Consider the following 12,916-nt stretch of genomic DNA (forward strand, 5'->3'; position numbering starts at 1 on the left):
AAAAGGTGGAGGACGAAGAGGCCGTGGCCATGCTCCAGGCGGTCGGCCGGCAGATCAAGCTGTGGCGCGAGGCCGCGGGAATGAAGCAGTCGGAACTCGGACCCGCCATCGGGTACAGCGAGGAGATGGTGTCGTCCGTGGAACGGGGTCGCCGCGCCCCCAAGCCGGACTTCCTCGACAACTCCGACGTCGTCCTCGGCGCGGGCGGCAAGCTCTCCGCCATGAAGGAGGACGTGGAGAAGGCCCACTTCCCGAAGAAGGTGCGGGACCTCGCCAAGGTGGAGGCGGAGGCCGTCGAGATGGGTGCGTACGCCGGGCTGCACGTACACGGTCTGTTGCAGACGGAGGAATATGCCCGAGCGCTGTACGTGATGCGACGGCCCGCCTTCACCGAGGAGGAGATCGAGCGGCACGTCGCGGCGCGCATGGCTCGGAAGTCCGTCTTCGATCGCGTACCCCACCCGGAGTTCACCTTCGTCCAGGAAGAGGTGACCCTGCGCAGGCCACTCGGAGGCAGACTGGTGATGCGGCGACAGCTCGAACACCTGCTGGACGTCGGGCAGATGCGGCACGTCGTGATCCAGGTGATGCCGACCGACCGGGAGGAGCACGCGGGGATGGCCGGATCGCTGCGAGTGCTGAAGCTCCGGGACGGCAAGACCCTCGGATACACGGAGGGGCAGCTGTACAGCCGCCTGATCACTGATCCGCGAGAGGTCCAGAAGCTCGAAATGCGTTATGGAATGATCCGGGCGCAGGCTCTCACACCTCGTGAGTCGCTGGCGTTCATCAAAAGGATTCTGGGAGAAGAGACATGAACTCCGCGCTGAAGTGGTTCAAGAGCAGTTACAGCAGCAACGACGGCCCTGATTGCGTCGAGGTCGCCATATCCCCCGCCGCCCCCGGCCCGGCCGTCCACGTCCGCGACTCCAAGGACACCTCCCGCCCGCACCTCACCTTCACGGACGCCACCTGGGCGTCGTTCACGGGCACGATCGCGTCGCCCGGCCGGCCGGTGTAGCCCGGGGACTGTTCAGCGTGCGGCGCGTGGGAAAGGCTGGCGGCATGACCACCAGATCCTCACGCGCGTTGCCGCTCGCCGCGACCGCCCTCACCGGCACGGTCGCCCTCTACATGGCGCTCGTCGCCTTCGGCAACATCACCGACTTCGGCACCAACCAGCAGTTCGTCCGGCATGTGCTCGCCATGGACACCACGTTCAAGGACGAGGACCTGATGTGGCGGGCGATCACCACGCGGTGGATACAGGACGCCGCGTACGTACTGATCATCGTCTGGGAGACGGCCGCCGCCCTCGTGCTGGTCTACGGGACCTGGCTGTGGGCGCGGCGCGACCACGTACGGGGGCGGCGCGTCTCCACGTACGGGCTGCTGATGGTGATGCTGCTCTTCGGGGCCGGGTTCATCGGCGTCGGCGGTGAGTGGTTCGCCATGTGGCAGTCCGGGGACTGGAACGGGCTGGACGCGGCGACCCGGATCTTCCTGCTCAGCGGGATCGTGCTGCTCGTCGACCACTTCGCGGGGGACGGGGTGGACGAGGTCACTCCACCACGATGACCGTGGTGCCCTTGGTGCCGAACTTCCACAGCGCGTCGCCGTCCGCCTTGTGCAGCCGCACGCCGGGCGTCTTGGCCCCGGAGGCGGCCGGCGGCGGCGAGGAGCCGTCGACGGCGTTGGAGAAGGCGACGGACATGCCGTCCGCGAGGGCGAAGTAGACGATGTTCTCGACGTCGACGCCGTCGGAGCCGGTCGTCGCCTCGGTCCGGCTGCCGATGGTGTAGCTGCCCGGATCGGGGCTGACCGTGCCGGGCCAGACGGTGAAGGTGCGGCGGGTGGCGTCGCTGGCGTCGACCAGCCAGACCCGCTTCTCGCCCAGGGAGTAGACGATGCGCCGCCCGGTGCCCGAGCCGTCCGGCACGGCGGGCGGCGCCGACTCCTCGGGAGAGGGCTTGGCGTCCGCCGGGGCCGAGGCCGAGGCGGTGGGCCGGGCGGACGCCGTGGCAGCGGTCGGGTGCGGCCCGCTGTCCGCCTGTACGGCCAGGGCGGCCACCGCCACGACCGCCCCCGCGGTCAGGCCGGTGACCCACGCCCACGAAGGCAGTCGGGCAGGCACGGGCAGGCATCTCCTCAGCTACAGGACCAGGTCCTAGGTCCCCCGTACATCAGGGTCGGATCATCGTACTGTGAACGGGTGAACGGTGGGCGCGGCGCCGGTCTCAGTCCAGTACCGGCAACAGCTCCGGCAGGTGTCCGTCCGACGCCGCCGCCGCCCGCCGCCGCTCCTGCGGCACGTCCCCGTAGAGCGTGGTGCGGGGCCTGGCCGGGCGGCCCGCCGCCTCGGCGACCGCGATCAGGTCCTTGACCGACTTGTACGAGCCGTAGGAGGAGCCCGCCATGCGGGAGATGGTCTCCTCCATGAGGGTGCCGCCGAGGTCGTTCGCGCCGGAGCGGAGCATCTGGGCCGCGCCCTCCGTGCCCAGCTTCACCCAGCTGGTCTGGATGTTGGGGATGTGCGGGTGCAGCAGGAGGCGGGCCATCGCGGTGACCGCGCGGTTGTCGCGCACCGAGGGGCCGGGGCGGGAGATGCCGGCCAGGTAGACGGGCGCGTTGGTGTGGATGAAGGGGAGGGTGACGAACTCCGTGAAGCCGCCGGTGCGCTGCTGGATGCCGGCCAGGGTGCGCAGGTGGCCGAGCCAGTGGCGGGGCTGGTCGACGTGGCCGTACATCATCGTCGAGGAGGAGCGGATGCCCAGGTCGTGGGCGGTCTCGATGACCTCGATCCAGGTGGCGGCGGGGAGTTTGCCCTTGGTGAGGATCCAGCGGACCTCGTCGTCGAGGATCTCGGCGGCGGTGCCGGGGATGGAGTCCAGGCCGGCCTCCTTGGCCGCGGTGAGCCACTCGCGGACGGACAGGCCGGTGCGGGTGGCGCCGTTGACGACCTCCATCGGGGAGAAGGCGTGCACGTGCATGCCGGGGACGCGTTCCTTCACCGCCCGCGCGATGTCGAAGTACGCGGTGCCCGGCAGGTCGGGGTGGATGCCGCCCTGCATGCAGACCTCGACCGCGCCGACCTCCCACGCCTGCTGGGCGCGGTCGGCGACCTGCTCCAGGGAGAGGGTGTACGCGTCGGCGTCGGTGCGGCGCTGCGCGAAGGCGCAGAAACGGCAGCCGGTGTAGCAGACGTTGGTGAAGTTGATGTTGCGGGTGACGATGTAGGTGACGTCGTCGCCGACCGCCGACTTGCGCACGTCGTCCGCGACGCGGCACAGGGCGTCCAGGGCCGGGCCGTCCGCGTGCAGCAGGGCGAGGGCCTCCTCGTCGGTCAGCTTCGTCGGGTCGTCGGCGGCGGTGGCGAGGGCGGCGCGTACGTCGGTGTCGATGCGCTCGGGGGTCATGCCGGGGGCGGCGGCCTCGCGCAGGGCGGACCAGTCGCCGTAGACCTCGTCGAAGTCGTCGCGGCGGTCGGCGGTGCGGCCCTCGGTGTCGATGGCGCGGTGCAGGTCGGTGCGGCCAGAGGGCTGGAAGACCTCGTCCGGTTCCTGCCAGGGGCGGCCCTCCACCGTCGCGTCGGGGCGGGCGAGTCCGGTCTCCGGGTCGGCCAGGGCGCGCACGTGCGGGAGCAGGCGCGGGTCGAGCCAGGGTTCGCCGCGCCGGACGAACTCCGGGTAGACGCAGAGACGTTCCCGCAGTTCGAAACCGGCGGCGCGGGAGGTGGCCGCCAGCTCCTCGATGCGCGGCCAGGGGCGTTCGGGGTTGACGTGGTCGATGGTGAGCGGGGAGACGCCGCCCCAGTCGTCGATGCCGGCGCCGATCAGGCGCTCGTACTCGGCGTCGACCAGGTTGGGGGGTGCCTGGAGGCAGGCGCTCGGGCCCATGATGTGCCGGGCGACGGCCACCGTGGCGACCAGGTCGTCGAGTTCCGCGTCGGGCATGGAGCGCATCGCGGTGTCCGGCTTGGCGCGGAAGTTCTGGATGATCAGTTCCTGGATGCCGTGGTAGGCGCGCGCGACCTTGCGGAGGGCGAAGAGGGACTCGGCCCGCTCCTCGTAGGTCTCGCCGATGCCGATGAGCAGGCCGGAGGTGAAGGGGACGGAGGAGCGGCCGGCGTCCTGAAGGACGCGCAGGCGGACGGCCGGCTCCTTGTCCGGGGAGCCGTGGTGGGGGCCGCCCGGCTCCGACCACAGGCGGGTCGCGGTGGTCTCCAGCATCATGCCCATGCTGGGCGCGACCGGCTTCAGGCGCTGGAAGTCGGTCCAGGTCAGCACGCCCGGGTTGAGGTGCGGGAGCAGGCCCGTCTCCTCCAGGATCCGGATCGAGACGGCGCGGACGTAGGCGATCGTGTCGTCGTAGCCGTGCGCGTCGAGCCACTCGCGGGCCTCGGGCCAGCGGTCCTCGGGCTTGTCGCCGAGGGTGATGAGGGATTCCTTGCAGCCGAGGGCGGCGCCCTGGCGGGCGATGGCCAGCACCTCGTCCGGGGACATGAACATGCCGTGGCCGTCGCGGCGGAGCCTGCCGGGGACGGTGACGAAGGTGCAGTAGTGGCACCTGTCCCGGCACAGGCGGGTGAGGGGGACGAAGACGCTCTTGGAGTACGTGATGACACCGGGGCGCCCGGCGGCCTCCAGGCCCGCGTCGCGGATCCGGGCGGCGGAGGCGGTGAGGTCGGCGAGGTGGTCACCGCGGGCCTGGAGCAGGACGGCGGCCTCGGAGACGTCCAGGGCGACGCCGTCCCGGGCGCGCTTGAGGGCCCGGCGCAGGGAGTTCTCGGTAGGCATCCTCCGAGGGTACGTGCGGGCCGGCCGCGCTCCCCGGGACGGCTGCCGGTACGCGGCGTATCCGTCCGGCGTCCGCGGGACGTCCGCCTCCCCCGCCGGCGGCAACCGGCCCGCCGTCTCCTCGGTGCCCGGGTCCGCGAAGCGCGACGGCTCCCCCGGGGCCGGGCCACGCGTCCCTACCGACCGGTCGGCATCGCACGGTTCGTTCAGCTGCCGACCGCCTTCCCGTGGACCGCGGTTCATGGGTTGGTACGAGCGTTGCGGGCGGCACTTCCCGCACCACCCCTGACGGTCGGACCACTCCTGGGAGCAGCAGCATGTGCGAGGACATCAAGACCGGTGTCGGCAGACGCGCCGTGTTCGTGACGGGCGCCGCCGCCGCGCTCACGCTCACGACCGTGCGCTTCGCGTCGGCGGCCGCGGGGCAGAAGACGGAGACGGTCCGGGGCACCCTGCCCGCCGGGTCGCCGGACTTCGTGTACGTACCCGTCGAAGTGCCCTCGGGCGTGCGGGAGTTACGGGTCTCCTACACCTACGACAGGCCCGCCGTGCCGTCCGGCACCGCCGGCAACGCCCTCGACATCGGCCTCTTCGACGAACGCGGCACCGAGCTGGGCGGCCGGGGGTTCCGGGGCTGGTCGGGCGGGGCGCGCTCGGAGTTCTTCGTCCGGGCGGACGACGCGACGCCGGGGTATATCCCGGGGCCGGTGCGGGCGGGGACGTGGCACATCGCGCTCGGCCCGTACACGGTGGCCCCGCAGGGGCTGTCGTACGAGATCACGGTGACGCTGACGTACGGGGAGCCGGGGGCGACCGCGCGGCCGGTGTACCCGCCGGAGCGGGCGCGGGGGCGGGGGCGGGCCTGGTACCGGGGCGACTGCCACCTGCACTCCTGGTACTCCGACGGGCGCCGCACCCCGAAGGAGATCGCGGCGCTGGCGCGGGCGGCGGGGCTGGACTTCATCAACTCCTCCGAGCACAACACGCACGCCGCGCACGCCCACTGGGCGGACGCGGCCGGCGACGACCTGCTGGTGATGGTGGGGGAAGAGGTGACGACCCGCAACGGGCACGTGGTGGCGCTGGGCACGGACCCGGGGACGTTCGTGGACTGGCGGTACCGGGCCCGCGACAACCGGTTCGGGCGGTTCGCGCGGCGGATCCGGCGGGCCGGGGGCCTGGTGGTGCCCGCCCATCCGCACGCCACCTGCGTCGGCTGCAACTGGAAGTTCGGCTTCGACGAGGCGGACGCGGTCGAGGTGTGGAACGGGCCGTACACGCCCGACGACGAGGTGGCGCTGGCCGACTGGGACGGCATGCTGGTGGCGTCCGCGCGGGACGGGCGGGGCTGGCTCCCGGCGATGGGCGGCAGTGACGCGCACCGCGACCCGGACGTGGTCGGGCTGCCGCAGACCGTCGTCCTCGCCGACGACCTCACCCGGCGCGCGGTCCAGGAGGGCATCCGCGCGGGGCGGTCCTACGTCGCCGAGTCCGCGCGGGTCACGCTGGCGTTCACCGCGTCGGGCGGGCTCGGGGAGCACGCCGGGATCGGGGAGCGGCTGTCCGTGGCCGGCGACACCCCGGTCACCGTCCGCCTGGCGGTGACCGGCGCCCCGCGCTGCACCGTCCGGTTCGTCACCGACCAGGGGGTGCTGCACACCGGCGGTCCGCTGCCGGAGTCGGGCGAGGGGGTCGTGCGGTGGCGGACGACCGCCTCGTACGCGGCGTACGTACGGGCCGAGGTGCGGCACGAGGCGGCGGCGGGGGCGTCGCCGGGGGCGCTGGCGGCGTTCACCAACCCCGTCTTCCTGGACCGGCGTCAGGGACCCTCCAGGTCGGCGACGACCGCGAAGTGATCCGAGGGCCACACGCCGTCCACCGGGGCGTCGCCCGCGCGCCGTACCGCCCGGACCCGGCCCAGTGAGCCGGGGCCGGGCGGACCGGGGCGGACGTAGTCGACGCGCTGGGGCGGGCCGCCGCCGGTGATGTGGGGGTTGACGGGGTCCAGGGTCGCGGCGGGGGCGGCCGGGCCGGCCAAGTCCCAGGCGTCCGTGAAGCCCCGGGCGGACAGGAGGCGGACCTCGTCGGTTCCGGGGCCGGCGTTGAAGTCGCCGGTGAGGACGGGCGGGTAGGCCCCGCCGGGACGGTGCCGGCCGACGAAGCCGGTGAGGGCGTCGACCTGGCGGCGGCGCACGGCCGAGGCGTGCGGCGCCGAGGTCAGGTGGGCTGTGCAGAACGGGACCGGGTGGCCCGGGGCGTCCAGGGCGGCGTACAGCGCGGTCCGCCCGTCGTCGAGTTCGGCCGGCGCCGGCAGCCGCAGCGCCGCCTGGTCCAGCACGGGCCACCGGCTGAGCACCGCGACACCGATGACGGCCCGCTCGTCGCCGATCCGCCGCTGCCACCGCTCGGGGGCGCCGTAGGCGGCCCAGGCCCAGTGCAGGCCGAGTTCCCCGGCGAGCCACTCGGCGAGGTTGCCGCTGTCGTCCGCCGCCCACACCTCCTGGAGGCCCACCGCGTCGGGGCGCAGTTCGCGCAGCACGGCGAGGACCGCCTTCTGCCGTTCCGCCCAGGGACCGAACCGCCACCACAGATTCCAGGTCACGACCCGCACGACCGCATCACCCGTCTCTCGCACACCATCGCCTTCCCGCCGAGGCTGTCCGGCGAACATGACCGGCGGGCGACGCGCCGGGAACGGACGGCCCGCCAGTTCCCGGCTCACCGGGCGCTGATCGGGGAGACCGTGTGAGGGCTCGGTGCCGTGCCCCGGCTCCGCCGGTGATCCGCGCGTCCCCCGGCTGACGGGGGCGGTGCGGACAGGGCAGACTGGCGGGATCGCTCGGGATATCTAGGGGGACTGGATGGACGGTGTGCCGCGAGTGCCGGGGCAGCGGCGGTCGGCTCCCCCGGCGGAGACGGCCGCCTGTGCGGAGACGCTCTCCCCGGTGGAGGCGGTCTCCCCGGTGGAGGCACTCTCCCCGGTGGAGACGCTCTCCCCGGTGGAGACGCTCTCCCCGGTGGAGACGGTCTCCCCGGTGAAAACGGCCGCCCCGACGGAGGCGTTCTCCCCGGCGGCGACGGCCGCTCCTGCGGAGGCGGTCTCCCTGGCGGAGACGGCCGCCCTGCGGTTCGGTGTGCTCGGTCCGGTGCGCGCCTGGCGCGGCGACGAACCGCTGGCCACCGGTTCGCCCCAGCAACGCGCCCTGCTCGCCGCCCTGCTGCTGCGTGAGGGCCGTACGGCGACGGCGGCGGAGCTGATCGACGCCCTGTGGGGCGAGGAGCCGCCGCCCCGGGCGCTGGCGGCGCTGCGCACGTACGCGTCCCGGCTGCGCAAGGTCCTCGGCGCCGGGGTGCTGGTCAGCGAGTCGGGCGGGTACGCCGTGCGCGGCCCGGACGACGGGGCGCTGGACCTCTCCGCGGCGCGGGACCTGGCGGCCGAGGCGGAGAAGGCGCGCGGCGCCGGCGACCTGTGCCACGCCCGGGACGCGCTCCGGCGGGCGCTGGCGCTGTGGGACGGCGAGGCGCTGGCCGGCGTACCGGGCCCGCACGCGCGGGCGCAGCGGGTCCGGCTGGAGGAGTGGCGGCTGCAACTGCTGGAGACGCGGCTGGACATGGACCTGGAGCAGGGCTGTCACGCGGAGGCCGTCTCGGAGCTGACCGCGCTGACCGCCGCCCACCCGCTGCGCGAACGGCTGCGCGAGCTGCTGATGCTGGCGCTGTACCGCAGCGGACGGCAGGCCGAGGCGCTCGCGGTCTACACCGACACCCGCCGCCTGCTGGCGGAGGAGCTGGGCGTCGACCCGTGCCCGGAGCTCCAGGAGCTGCAACGGCGGGTCCTGCGGGCCGACCCGGACCTGGCGGAGGTGCCCGGACCGGTCGAGCGGCCCGCGCCGGCCCCGGTCCGTCCGGCCCAGCTCCCGGCGACGGTGGCGGACTTCACCGGCCGGGCCGCCTTCGTACGGGAACTGAGCGAGGTGCTGGGCTCGGCGTCCGGGGACGGGAGCCGGGTGATGGCGCTGTCGGCCGTCGCCGGGATCGGCGGCGTCGGCAAGACCACCCTGGCGGTGCACGTGGCACACCAGGCCCGGTCCGCCTTCCCCGACGGGCAGTTGTACGTCGACCTCCAGGGCACCGGGGCGCGGCCGGCCGAACCGGAGACGGTGCTGGGCGCCTTCCTGCGGGCGCTGGGCACCGCGGACTCGGCCGTGCCCGACTCGCTCCAGGAGCGGGCGGCGCTGTACCGCTCGCTGCTGGACGGCCGCCGGGTGCTGGTCCTGCTGGACAACGCCCGCGACGCCGCCCAGGTACGTCCGCTGCTGCCGGGCGGGGCGGGCTGCGCGGCGCTGGTGACCTCCCGGGTGCGGCTGGCGGGGCTGGCCGGGGCGCACCTGGTCGACCTGGACGTCATGTCACCGGAGGAGGCGCTGGCGCTGTTCACCCGGATCGTGGGCGAGGAGCGGGTGGCCGCGGAGCGCGAGGCCGCGCTGGACGTGGTGGCGGCGTGCGGCTTCCTGCCGCTGGCGATCCGGGTCGCCGCGTCCCGGCTGGCCGCCCGCCGCACCTGGGCCGTCGCGGTGCTGGCGGCCAGACTCGCCGACGAGCGCGGCCGGCTGGACGAGCTGCGGGCCGGCGACCTGGCCGTGAAGGCCACCTTCGAGCTGGGCTACGGCCAGCTGGAGCCCGCCCAGGCGCGGGCGTTCCGGCTGCTGGGCCTGGCGGACGGGCCGGACATCTCGCTGGCGGCGGCCGCGGCCGTGCTGGACCTGCCCGTCGAGGAGACCGAGGACCTGCTGGAGTCGCTCGTCGACACCTCGCTGCTGGAGTCGGCGGCGCCCGGCCGCTACCGGTACCACGACCTGGTGCGGCTCTACGCGCGTGCGTGCGCCGAGCGCGACGAGCGGACGCCGGGCGAGCGGACGGCGGCCCTCTCCCGGCTGCTGGACTTCTACCTGGCGACGGCGGCCGGCGTCTACGCGATCGAGCGGCCCGGCGACCGGCTGGTGGACCACCTGGCGGCGACCGCGTACCCGGGGCTGACGTTCCCCGGCCGGCGCGCGGCCCAGGACTGGCTGTACGCCGAGGCGCACGTCCTGCTGGCCTGCGTGCAGCAGAGCGCGCGGGGGCCCGCCCTGGCGCGGGCCGTGGACCTGCTGTGGGCGGCCAAGGACCTGGCCGAGTCCGGCGCCAACGCCAAGCAGTACGAGGTCGTCGCCCTGGCCCTGCGGGACGCGGCGCGGCGGGCGGGCGACCCCGGTGTGCTGAGCCGGGCGCTGACCACGCTGACCAACGTCCACCTGGTGGCCGGCCGGTTCCGCGAGGCGGACGAGCAGGCGCGGCTGGCCATGGAGCTGGCCCGGACCGCCGGTGACCCGGCACCGCGCTGCTGGGCCGCCAACGACCGGGGCATCATCGCGCTGTACGAGGGGCGCAACGCCGAGGGCGAGGGGTACCTGCGGCAGGCCATCGAGAGTTTCCGCGCGGACGAGAACCTGGCCGGGGAGGCCAGCGCCCTGTGCAACCTCTCCCGCGTCCACCTGGCCATGGGGCGGGTGACCAGCGCGGTGGAGCTGGCCCGGCGGGGCATCGCCATCTACGACCGGCTCGGACACACCCTGCGCGGCGCCAACGGCCGCTACGCCCTGGGGATGGCGCTCACCGGGCAGGGCCGCCTGGACGACGCCGTCGAGCGGCTGAACGAGGCGCTGGCGGTCTTCCGCGACAGCCGGCAGCGGCTCTGGGAGGGCATGACGCTGTTCCGGATCGCGGAGGCACGGCTGGCGGGCGGGGAGCCGGCGGAGGCCGCCGCCCTGGCGGAGCAGGCGCTCGCCGTGCTGCGCGGGATCGGCGGCGAGTGGCGGCGCGGCAACGTGCTGACCGTGCTGGGCCGCGCGCTCGGCGCGCTCGGCCAGACCGGCCGGGCCCGGGCCTGCTGGCAGGAGGCCCTGGCCACCTTCGACCGGCTGGGCTCGCCGGAGGCCGCCGACGTGCGGCTGCTGCTCAGCCCGGCCACCGTCGCCTGAACGGCGGGCGGCGGGCGGCGAGGCGGCGGGCGGCGGGGCGGCGTTCATCGTTCGTTTATCGCCCGGCGGCACTCTCGGATCGTCGGTCCGTCGCGTCGGGGGGCAGACGGATCAGCGGTGATCACCGCCGCTAGGGTGAACGGCCCTGACATGCCCGTCCGGCGGTCTCGGGGGAGCCGCCGGACGGGCTTCGCCGATCGACGGACAGGAGTTGCAGGCCATGGCCGATGCCGAGAAGGACCTCGTGGTCAAGCCGCTCGACAACCACGCCACGGGGGTCGAGACCGAGGCCACCGCACAGGGCGACCACGCCACCGGCGGGGAGGCCGTGGCGCTGGACAACCACGCGACGGACGGCACCGTGACGCCGCTGGACAACCACGCCACCGGCGAGCAGGTCTGACGCGGGCCCGCACGGGGACCCGTACGGGATCTGCCCCGGACCCACGCGGGGGAACGGCCGCGGCGGCACGGAGGGGGAGCCGCCGCGGCCGCCGTGCGTCCCGGCCCGCACCGGCCCGTCACCCGCGACGGCGTGACACGACCCGCCCCGCCGTCGCGGACGACACGACCCGCCATGCCATCGCGGACGACACGACCCGCCACGCCGTCGCGGACGACACGACCCGCCCCGCCCACCGCGCGCCCCACGCCCGCCGGCCATCACCCACGTCCCGGCCCGGCGGCCGGCGGCCTCGCGCCCGGGTACCGCTCGGGTACCCCTCGGGTACGCAGGCGCTCAAGCGCTCCGCGCCGTCCCCGTCCCCTTCTCCGCGTCCAGCGCGTACACGCACCGGTCCTTGCTGCAGGCGTAGACGATCCCGTCCCGTACCACCGGGGTGCCGGTGATCTCGCCGCCGGTCGCCAGTTTCCAGCGCAGCCGGCCGTCGTCGGCCTTCAGGGTGTAGAGGAGGTGGTCGGTGGAGCCGAAGTGGATGCGGCCCTCGGCCACCGCCGGGGCGCCCACGATGTCGCCGCCCGCCTGGAACCGCCACTTGGGCGTGCCGGTGACGGCGTCCAGGGTGTACAGGCCCTTGCCGCTGCCGACGTGGACGTGGCCCGCGGCGACCAGGACCGGCTCGGTGGTGGTACGGGCCTCGGTGGCGATCCGCCAGCGGTCGCGGCCGTCGGCGGCGTCCAGCGCGTACACCGTGCCGAGGTAGTCGGCGAGGTAGACACCGCCGCCGGTGACGGCCGGGCCGGGCACGAAGGCCGGCGGGGAGAGGAAGACCGCCGGGGCCTCGAAGTGCCAGCGGACGTGGCCGGTCGCCACCTCCAGGGCCAGCACCCGCGTACCGGCGCAGACGTACACGCAGCCGTCCGGCGCCTGGCCCACCCGTACCGGCACGCCGCCGCAGGAGGCCGCGTCGCCGACCGGGTACGACCAGCGCTCGTCGCCGGTGCGGGCGTCCAGGGCGCGCAGCCGGGCGTTCTGCCAGAGGTAGACCGTGCCGTCGAGCAGGGCCGGACCCGCCTCCGGGGACTCGAAGTCGGTCTGGCAGCCGCCGACCTCCCACAGCTTCCGTCCGGTGGCGGCCTCCCACGCCTGGACGCCGCCGCCCCGGGTGCCGGTGACGACGGTGCCCCGCTCCGCCTTGAGGGAGTACACCCAGGCGTCGGTCTGGAGCCGCCACAGGTCGGTGCCCTCCCGGGCGTCCAGGGCGTACAGGGTGGGCCCGTCGGAGGCGTGGATACGGCCGTCGGCGACCGCCTTCGACCAGGCGACGTCCCGGGTCTTGAAGCGGCGGCGGCCGGTGGCCACGTCCAGGGCGTGCACCTCGAAGGAGGTGACGTAGACCAGGTCGCCGGCGACGGACGGGGTGCCCCAGACGTCGTTGGACATCCGGAACCGCCAGGGCCGCCAGCCGGACGCCGCCGGGTCGGGCGGCGCGGTGGGCGGGGCGATGGGCGGGGCGCCGGGGGGCGCGGCCGGGGCGGGCGGTACGGCGGGTCCGGCCGCCCCGGCCCCGCCCGCGCCGGGGCGGGGCTTGGCCCAGGCGCCGGACAGGGCGGCCTCCGGGGGCGGCGCCTTGACCACGGCGGCGCGGGTGTCGGCGACCCGGGGGCCGGGGCCGATGGGCACGGCCGCGCCGGCCAGCC

Annotated in this window: 10 protein-coding genes; 6 read left to right on the forward strand and 4 right to left on the reverse strand. The window is 74.8% G+C overall.

All coding sequences use genetic code 11. The features are described 5' to 3' along the window. Positions 1-5 precede the first annotated feature (5 nt). Genes ACY1JF_RS06680 through ACY1JF_RS06690 form a run of 3 tightly spaced genes read left to right on the forward strand, consistent with a single transcriptional unit; the run spans position 6 to position 1,578 of the window. Entirely contained in the window at positions 6-818 is an 813-nt protein-coding gene (locus ACY1JF_RS06680; RefSeq protein ID WP_462704040.1) for a helix-turn-helix domain-containing protein, read from the forward strand. Continuing rightward, positions 815-1,021: a DUF397 domain-containing protein gene (locus tag ACY1JF_RS06685; RefSeq protein ID WP_462704041.1), complete on the forward strand. Its 207-nt coding sequence runs from the start codon at positions 815-817 to the stop codon at positions 1,019-1,021. The genes ACY1JF_RS06680 and ACY1JF_RS06685 overlap by 4 nt, the downstream gene beginning before the upstream one ends. A 44-nt stretch (positions 1,022-1,065) precedes the next feature. Further along, entirely contained in the window at positions 1,066-1,578 is a 513-nt protein-coding gene (locus tag ACY1JF_RS06690) for a DUF2165 domain-containing protein (protein ID WP_462704042.1), read from the forward strand. On the opposite strand, the gene ACY1JF_RS06695 is transcribed toward ACY1JF_RS06690, so the two are convergent. Next, positions 1,562-2,134 carry a hypothetical protein gene (locus ACY1JF_RS06695; RefSeq protein WP_462704043.1) on the reverse strand — a complete coding sequence of 191 codons (573 nt, stop codon included), beginning with the start codon at positions 2,132-2,134 and terminating at the stop codon, positions 1,562-1,564. The genes ACY1JF_RS06690 and ACY1JF_RS06695 overlap by 17 nt on opposite strands. A 103-nt stretch (positions 2,135-2,237) precedes the next feature. Further along, the gene (locus ACY1JF_RS06700; protein WP_462704044.1) at positions 2,238-4,796 is read right to left on the reverse strand and encodes a bifunctional FO biosynthesis protein CofGH; all 2,559 of its coding nucleotides are present in this window, start codon (positions 4,794-4,796) and stop codon (positions 2,238-2,240) included. Positions 4,797-5,113: 317 nt separating this feature from the next. Here ACY1JF_RS06700 and ACY1JF_RS06705 point away from each other — a divergent pair, with 317 nt between their 5' ends. After that, the gene (locus tag ACY1JF_RS06705) at positions 5,114-6,652 is read left to right on the forward strand and encodes a CehA/McbA family metallohydrolase (protein ID WP_462704045.1); all 1,539 of its coding nucleotides are present in this window, start codon (positions 5,114-5,116) and stop codon (positions 6,650-6,652) included. Here the strand turns inward: ACY1JF_RS06705 and ACY1JF_RS06710 are convergent. Further along, positions 6,616-7,407 carry an endonuclease/exonuclease/phosphatase family protein gene (locus ACY1JF_RS06710; protein WP_462704046.1) on the reverse strand — a complete coding sequence of 264 codons (792 nt, stop codon included), beginning with the start codon at positions 7,405-7,407 and terminating at the stop codon, positions 6,616-6,618. The two genes, ACY1JF_RS06705 and ACY1JF_RS06710, sit on opposite strands and share 37 nt — an antisense overlap. A 250-nt stretch (positions 7,408-7,657) precedes the next feature. On the opposite strand from ACY1JF_RS06710, the gene ACY1JF_RS06715 reads away from it, so the two are divergent. After that, the gene (locus ACY1JF_RS06715) at positions 7,658-10,816 is read left to right on the forward strand and encodes an AfsR/SARP family transcriptional regulator (protein WP_462704047.1); all 3,159 of its coding nucleotides are present in this window, start codon (positions 7,658-7,660) and stop codon (positions 10,814-10,816) included. Positions 10,817-11,036: 220 nt separating this feature from the next. Further along, entirely contained in the window at positions 11,037-11,219 is a 183-nt protein-coding gene (locus ACY1JF_RS06720; RefSeq protein ID WP_462704048.1) for a hypothetical protein, read from the forward strand. Positions 11,220-11,555: 336 nt separating this feature from the next. Here the strand turns inward: ACY1JF_RS06720 and ACY1JF_RS06725 are convergent. Continuing rightward, the coding region (locus tag ACY1JF_RS06725; RefSeq protein ID WP_462704049.1) for an outer membrane protein assembly factor BamB family protein at positions 11,556-12,916 on the reverse strand (1,361 nt) is incomplete at its 5' end.

This window comes from Streptomyces sp. SYSU D01066-1 (assembly GCF_054956795.1).

Bases quoted from the DNA above. Each gene is read 5' to 3' on its own strand.
- ACY1JF_RS06715 (WP_462704047.1), top strand. From the start codon at position 7,658: ATGGACGGTGTGCCGCGAGTGCCGGGGCAGCGGCGGTCGGCTCCCCCG.
- ACY1JF_RS06705 (WP_462704045.1), top strand. From the start codon at position 5,114: ATGTGCGAGGACATCAAGACCGGTGTCGGCAGACGCGCCGTGTTCGTG.
- ACY1JF_RS06700 (WP_462704044.1), bottom strand. From the start codon at position 4,796: ATGCCTACCGAGAACTCCCTGCGCCGGGCCCTCAAGCGCGCCCGGGAC.
- ACY1JF_RS06685 (WP_462704041.1), top strand. From the start codon at position 815: ATGAACTCCGCGCTGAAGTGGTTCAAGAGCAGTTACAGCAGCAACGAC.
- ACY1JF_RS06720 (WP_462704048.1), top strand. From the start codon at position 11,037: ATGGCCGATGCCGAGAAGGACCTCGTGGTCAAGCCGCTCGACAACCAC.
- ACY1JF_RS06690 (WP_462704042.1), top strand. From the start codon at position 1,066: ATGACCACCAGATCCTCACGCGCGTTGCCGCTCGCCGCGACCGCCCTC.